8 protein-coding genes are annotated in these 6,906 nt (G+C 65.8%); 1 reads left to right on the top strand and 7 read right to left on the bottom strand.

Features of this window, described 5'->3' with window-relative positions:
* Positions 1–162: 162 nt before the first annotated feature.
* The 6 genes from ACYU8W_RS11805 to ACYU8W_RS11780 all read right to left on the bottom strand — a co-directional run bounded on the left by ACYU8W_RS11805 (position 163) and on the right by ACYU8W_RS11780 (position 6,120).
* A complete protein-coding gene (locus tag ACYU8W_RS11805) occupies positions 163–753 on the bottom strand; it encodes a TerD family protein (RefSeq protein WP_499469278.1) in 591 nt (196 codons plus the stop codon).
* A gap of 10 nt (positions 754–763) precedes the next feature.
* The gene (locus ACYU8W_RS11800; protein WP_499469276.1) at positions 764–1,882 is read right to left on the bottom strand and encodes a DUF475 domain-containing protein; all 1,119 of its coding nucleotides are present in this window, start codon (positions 1,880–1,882) and stop codon (positions 764–766) included.
* Positions 1,883–1,970: 88 nt separating this feature from the next.
* The gene (locus ACYU8W_RS11795) at positions 1,971–2,558 is read right to left on the bottom strand and encodes a TerD family protein (protein WP_129626284.1); all 588 of its coding nucleotides are present in this window, start codon (positions 2,556–2,558) and stop codon (positions 1,971–1,973) included.
* Between the two features lie 59 nt (positions 2,559–2,617).
* Positions 2,618–3,748 (bottom strand): hypothetical protein, encoded by a 1,131-nt coding sequence (locus ACYU8W_RS11790; RefSeq protein ID WP_499469274.1) that lies wholly within the window; start codon positions 3,746–3,748, stop codon positions 2,618–2,620.
* On the bottom strand, positions 3,745–4,299 hold the full coding sequence (locus ACYU8W_RS11785) for a TerD family protein (protein WP_499469286.1): 555 nt from the start codon (positions 4,297–4,299) through the stop codon (positions 3,745–3,747). Before ACYU8W_RS11785 ends, ACYU8W_RS11790 begins: the two co-directional genes overlap by 4 nt.
* 123 nt (positions 4,300–4,422) lie before the next feature.
* Positions 4,423–6,120, bottom strand: coding sequence for a BCCT family transporter (locus ACYU8W_RS11780; RefSeq protein ID WP_499469272.1), 1,698 nt, complete (start codon positions 6,118–6,120; stop codon positions 4,423–4,425).
* 161 nt (positions 6,121–6,281) lie between these two features.
* On the opposite strand from ACYU8W_RS11780, the gene ACYU8W_RS11775 reads away from it, so the two are divergent.
* Positions 6,282–6,629 (top strand): hypothetical protein, encoded by a 348-nt coding sequence (locus tag ACYU8W_RS11775; RefSeq protein WP_141927247.1) that lies wholly within the window; start codon positions 6,282–6,284, stop codon positions 6,627–6,629.
* Between the two features lie 58 nt (positions 6,630–6,687).
* Here the strand turns inward: ACYU8W_RS11775 and ACYU8W_RS11770 are convergent, their stop codons facing one another.
* Positions 6,688–6,852, bottom strand: a complete 165-nt coding sequence (locus ACYU8W_RS11770) for a DUF8730 family Cys-rich protein (RefSeq protein ID WP_499469270.1) — start codon at positions 6,850–6,852, stop codon at positions 6,688–6,690.
* Positions 6,853–6,906: the final 54 nt, after the last annotated feature.

Below are 6,906 nucleotides of genomic sequence, written 5' to 3'. Positions count from 1 at the left end.
GCACAGCATCACGAACAACACGCGAGATCTCATCAGCCATGCCTGATGAGTGTCCCGGATGTCACGACACTCGGGTGTCCCGAATGTCATGACATCCGGGACACCCAGAAGTCACGAGACATCACACCTGGTGGGTTCGACGGTGAACAGTAGGTTCGCGGGTCAGACGACCTGCAGAGCCAGGGGCTCCAACTCGCGGGCGATGCGTCCGTTGCCGGGGTGCCCGACGGCGGTGAAGGTCCAGCCGCCGCCCTGACGCGACACCTTCGCCATCACCAGCGCGGTGTGCGTGCCCGAACCCGACAGCTGGAAGCGGGCCAACTCGGTGTCGTTCGCGTTCGAGTCGACGACCCGGACGAACGCGTTGTCGACCTCGGAGAAGTTCTCACCCGAGAAGGAGTTCACGACGAACACGATGTGCTCGACCGAGCCCGAGACGGCGGTCAGGTCGACCACGATCGACTCGTCGTCGCCGTCGCCGGCACCGGTGAGGTTGTCACCGGTGTGCTGGATCGAACCGTCCTGACTGCGCAGATTGCCGAAGTAGACGGTGTCGAGCACACGTCCCCCACCGATCACGAGCGCGGACGCGTCCAGGTCGATGTCCTTCTGCACCTGCTTGCTGCCACCGAACAGACCCTTCTTGGTGACGACCTTGGTGTCCCAGCCCAGGCCCATCCGGACGCGGGACAACTGGCCGCCGTCCTGCTTGGCCAGGTTGACGGTCTGACCCTTGCTCAGGTTGATGCTCATCGTGCTTCTCCTAGCTGTTGGTTGTTGCTGTCTTCTCAGCCAACGCGTGGCCGGAGTCGTCGGTTTCATCGTCCCTCTTGTTGGCGACGACCGAGGAGATCCACGCTCCCGCGATGAACGCGATGCCGACTCCGCCGATGATGAACTCGCTCAGGTATGCCTGGATGGTCAGGATCAGCATGATCGCGAGCGCACCGATGGCCCAGTGGGCGCCGTGCTCGAGGTAGCGGTACTCCGCGAGCGTGCCTTCGCGCACCAAGTAGATGGTCATCGAACGTACGCAGAGCGCACCGACACCGAGACCCATCATGATGATCAGCGGGTCGGGCGTGATGGCGAAGGCGCCGATGACTCCGTCGAAGCTGAACGTGGCGTCCAGGACCTCCAGGAACATGAACATCGAGAACGCGGCCTTACCCGCGAGCTTGACGACCTCACCACGCGACTCGGCTTCCTCGAACTCGTGGTCCTTCTCCTCCTCGCGGGCCTCCATCATCGACGACAGGCCGTTGACCGAGAGGTACAGGACGATGCCGAGCAGGCCGGCGAACAACACCTGGCTGCGGATCTCGGTGGTCTCGGCGAGGAACTCCGCGGCGAGCAGCAGCACGATACCGGCGATGATCACCGACAGCACATCGAGCTTGCCCAGCTTCTGCAGCGGACGCTCGATCCACTTCAGCCACAGGATGTCGCGCTCGTCGAACAGGAAGTCCAGGAACAGCAGCAGCAGGAACATTCCACCGAAGGCGGCGATGCTCGGGTGTGCCTCGTTCAGGATGTAGCCGTAGGTGCCCGGGGTTTCCGGGTTGCCCTTCTCCAGCGCGAGATTGACCGCCTCGATCGGGCCGATGCCACCGGTGAGGGTGACAATGAGGAACGGGAAGACCAGCCGCATACCGAAGACGGCGATCAGGACGCCGATCGTCAGGAAGATCTTCTGCCAGAACTCGTTCAGTCGCACGAGGTACTTGGCGTTGACCGCCGCGTTGTCGAACGAGAACACGATCTCGACGAGGATCAGGATGGCGGTGAGGACGACGGCTGCCCAGCCGTCGTAGAAGAAGGCGACGATCAGGACGATCGCCGCGACGATCAGGTCCGGAGTGAAGTGCCGAAGAGCTTTCATTTCTGCTTTCGTGACGGGGGTTCAGGCACGACGCAGCCGCCTCAGCGTGACTGAGGCGGCTGCGATCAGTGGTGGTTCAAGCGGTGGATCAGCCCACCGAGAGGCCGAAGTCGGTGATGACGCCACCGAGACCGCTCGAGTAGCCCTGGGCGATGGCGCGGAACTTCCACTCGCCACCGTTGCGGTACAGCTCGCCGAAGATCAGCGCGGTCTCGGTCGAGGCGTCCTCGCCGAGGTCGAAGCGAACGCCCTTCTCGGCGTTCGTGGGGTCGTCGGCGTCGAAGACGCGGATGTAGGCGTCAGCGACCTGACCGAAGTTCTGGCCGCGCTGGTCGGCCTGGTCGATCGAGGCGATGAAGACGACCTTCTCGACGTCTGCGGACACACGGGTCAGGTCGACCTGGATCTGCTCGTCGTCGCCGTCGCCCTCACCGGTGCGGTTGTCACCCTGGTGGGTGACGGCGCCGTTGTCGGCCTGCAGGTTGTTGTAGAAGACGAAGTCGGCGTCGCTGCGGACCTTGCCGTCGGCGCCGCACAGCAGCGCTGACGCGTCGAGGTCGAAGGGGGCACCGTCGGTGGTGCGCGGGTTCCAGCCGAGACCGACGATCGCCGTGGTCATGCCGGGTGCGGCCTTGGCCAGCGAGATGTTGCCGCCCTTGCTGAGGCTGACTGCCATGTTTTTCCCTTTCTGCTCAGGCGCGGGGCCTGATGGTCGTTCGAACGGTCCTGAAGTCTTCAGAACAGTGGCGTGAACGGATCGCGCCAAGTCATCTGGTCGTATCCGTAGACGCCGGCCACCTGCTGCAACGTTCCGCTGAAGGGGTCGTGTTCCGCTCGGAGCACGATTCTTCCTTCCACGACGTAACCGGTGATCAGCGCCTTGGCCCCGAAGGTGGCCGAGCGGTCGAGAACGACCTCCAACCGCGACCCCCCGTAGGTCTGCACCACCAAGGTACCCCCGGGCATCGACCGGTCGGACGTCTGCGGCAGTCCGATGACGAAGAATCTCGCGGCGCGTTTGATCCCGCGCAGGTTGACCGTGACGCCCTGGGTGGTCGAGCGGAAGATCGGACTGTGCGGGTCGGGACCCTGCGGACGCATGCCCGGCAGCACGATCGACTCACGTTGGTCGACGGTCTCGAACAGGCAGCCCAGCAGCAACTGGTTCGGCTGCGCGGTCGCAGCGGTGAACTCCAACGCGCCTGCGGACGACTGCATACGGGTGAGGTGGACGACGGGGTCCTCGACCGTCAGGATGCGTCGTTCTCCTTCGTCAATGGTGGGGAGGCCGAGTTCATGGTTGACCAACGGGGTGAACCTTCCGGTGGAAGCCTGCACCGGCGCCGATCCGGACGGACCGGACAGGTCGAGCAGGTTGTTGCTCGTCGGGACGGGCGCGTTTCTGCTCGGCGGCTCGACCCTCTGCTCGACCCGCTGCTCGGATCCGCCGAGGTCCAGCGGGTTGGAGCGCGGCGCAGACGGCCGGCTCGGCGGGGTCGGATCCGATCCGCCGAGGTCGAGCGGATTGCCTCCCCCACCGCTCGGTCCCTGGGAGCGACCCGGCGCAGGCGTCGGGTCGGAGCCACTCAGATCGAGCGGGTTCCTTCCGGCGGACGAGGCCTGTGGCTGAGGGGACGACGGTGCGGGTGCGGGGGTTTCGGGGCGGGACAGGTCGAGCGGATTCGACTGCGGTGCAGGCCGATCGGCGACCGGTGACTGGGCTGGAGGGGCATCACGGCCCGGGCGCGCCGCGCGTCCGGTCAGGAAGTCGGCGACCGGTGAGGCGCTCGAACCGTTCGATGCCGGTCGCGACGCCGCCTGCGGTTGCTCGCGGCGACGGGCACGAAGGAAACCGAAGTCGCTCACAGGTTGACCCCGAAGTCGCGCGCGACTCCCTTGAGCCCGTCGGAGTAGCCGGCGCCGAGCACCCGCAGTTTCCATTCGCCCGAGTGGCGGTAGAGCTCGATGAGCGACAGCGCGGTCTCGCCGCGCAGGCCGGGGACCAAATCGTCCGTGGTCACCACGGATGCTCCGCCGTCGAGGTTGAGCACTCGGACGACCAGGCGCCGCAACTGGCCGAGCGTCCGGCGTCCGCCGCCGCCCTCGTTGACGTAGAGAACGAAGACGATGCGCTGCACCTCGTCCGGCACGCCGCTGAGATCGACCTCGACCTGCTCGTCGTCGTCACCCATCGTGTCGGTGACGTGTCCAGTGGACAGATCGGCCGAGACCATCTGGTTGAAGTGGACGACGTGCTCCTGGCTGAGTGCCTTGCGGTCGCTGCCGCAGAGCACGGTGAGCAGGGTGAGACTGTCGTGCAGGAAACGCTCGGCTCCGGCGTCCCAGTCGACGCCGACGACCAGGCCCTTCAGGCCGGGCACTTCACGGGTGAGGGCGACATTGGCCCCCTTCGCCATCGGACTCACGCTCGCCACCCTAATCGGGAGACGCTGACGATGGGTCGTCGGTGGCCTGCGCGGGTGGTTGGGAAAGCGACGGACGCGCCACCTACCGGTGACGCGTCCGTCGTGGTGAGTCGCTCAGCGACGGCCGGCGTCGCTTCCCCGCTTGGGGTTTTGCCGGATGGCATCGATCTCGCTGCGGATCTCGTCGCGGATCGTTTTCTCGAACCGGCGACGGCGACCGTGCACGAGTTCGGCGTGCTTGCCGACAAGCTCCTTGCCGGTCGAGATCGCCATCAGGATCAGCACGATGCTGAACGGCAACGCGACCAGGATCGCCATCGTCTGCAGCGCGGCGAGGCCCTCGCCTCCCGCTCCACCGGTGAGGATCAGGGCTGCGGCGATGCCGCCCTCGAGCGAGGACCACATCACCCGGCTCCACACCGGCGGGTTCGGGTTGCCGCCCGAGGCGATCATGTCGACCACGAACGAACCGGAGTCGGAGCTGGTCACGAAGAAGACCACCACGAGGATGATCGCGATGACGCTGAGCAGCGTCGAAGCGGGCAGTCCGTCGAGCAACTGGAACAGGGCCAGGTCGGTCGAGACCTTGCCGTCCTTGATCAGACCCTTATCGCCGAAGATCTCGCGGTGCAGACCGGACCCGCCGAAGATCGCGAACCACAGGCAGCCGAGCAGGGTCGGGACGAGCAGGACGCCGGCGACGAACTCGCGCACCGTGCGTCCGCGCGAGATGCGGGCGATGAACACGCCCACGAACGGTGACCAGCTGATCCACCAACCCCAGTAGAACGTCGTCCAACCGGACAGCCAGTCCTTGCCGGCGTCGCCCTCGAAGGCGAGCGTGCGGAAGCTGAGCGAGAGGAAGTTCTGCAGGTAGGAGCCCAGCTGCTGCACGAAGTCAGCCATCAGGAACATCGAGGGTCCGAGCACCAGGACGATGAGCATCAGCAGTCCCGCGATGCCCATGTTGAGGTTCGACAGGAATTTGATGCCCTTGTCGACGCCGGTGACCACCGAGATCGTCGCGATGGCGGTGATACCGATGATGAGCGCGACCAGCAGCCAGGTGCTGACCGTGCCGGAGTCGTCGGTCTCAGCGACGCCGAGGTGTCCCAGGCCGGCGCCGACCTGCGAGACGCCGAACCCGAGCGAGGTGGCGACGCCGAACAGGGTGCCAACGACGGCGAGGACGTCGATGACGTCACCCAGCCAGCCCTTCACCCGGTCACCGAGCAGCGGTTCGAGCGCCCAACGGATGGAGATGCTGCGTCCCTTGCGGTGCACCGCGTAGGCGACGGACAGACCGACCACCACGTAGATGGCCCAGGCGTGCAGGCCCCAGTGCAGGAAGGTGGAGTCCATCGCGGCGCGCGCCCTGGCGGGCTCGGAGGTGCTGGTGCCGGGCGGCGGTGACGAGAAGTGGTTGAGCGGTTCGGCGACGCCCCAGAAGACCAGGCCGATGCCCATGCCGGCGGCGAACAGCATTGCGAACCATGACGGCAGCGAGAACTCCGGATCGTCCTCGGGCTTACCCAGGACGATATTGCCCATCGGCGAGAACACCAGCCAGAGTGCCCAGAACACGAACCCGGTCACGGTGATGACGTAGAACCAACCGAGATCGCGGACGACCGTGTCGTTCGCCTTGGTCAGCACGTCGTTCATCTGGCTCGGCATGATGAGCGCGGCAGCTACGAACAACAGCAGAATGATCGCGGCCGGCCAGAAGACCCGTGGCGCCTCCACCAAGCGCTTCTTGCCGTCCCCCGGCGGACTGTCGGTGGTGGTCGATGGCGGTGTCGATGAACTCATGAATCGGTCTCCTCGTCGGCGGCAGCACAAAATGCCCCCGTCGTCCGTCGTTGCAGTTGTCGTGCCTGAAGCATCTATTCAAGGCAGACATGGGTGCCCGCTCGCAAGTCCACGTGACTCGTTTGCGCAACGAACAAGCGCCGAGGCGACACCATGGGTGCATGGAACTCGAGGAGACGTTGGCCCAGCTACGAGCCGCACTGAACGAGGCGATGCACGACCGCGATCAGCCCGCCGTGATGGCGTTACGGACCGCCATCTCCGCGCTGCAGAACGCCGCAGCGGTGCCTGCGGACGGTCGCGGTGGGTCGATCGAGGAATCACCGAGCGGGGCCGGCGCCACCGACGTCCCACGGCACGAGCTCACTCCGCACGAAGTGCAGTTCATCATCGAGACCGAGGTCGATCTACGCGAAGCAGAGGCCGCATCGTGCGAGCGCCTCGGACAGCATGAGCGGGCCGAACGACTGCGGGCCGAGGCGGACGCCCTCGCGCCCTGGACCACCTGACCCCCGAAAGTCCGCAGTATCGGCGAGCTGACCCGCGCGTCCTGCGGACTCTCGATGCTCAGCCCAGCATGCGCTTGAGGAAACCCGGCTTGTTCCTCGACGCATCGGCGTGCCCGCCGCACCACTGGCCTGCCGGTACTGCGCGCTTGACCTGGTCGACGTGCTGGCCGCACCCCGCCCAGGTCGTCCTGCCGCACTGCTTGCACTTCACCGGACGACACATGTCGCTCTCCTTCTCTTGATCTCGGCTGGAATACTTATACCCCCCGGGGTATTG

Source organism: Yimella radicis (assembly GCF_054778255.1).
Note: the sequence above shows the minus strand (reverse complement) of the source record. Positions and strands in the feature narration are given on the sequence as shown.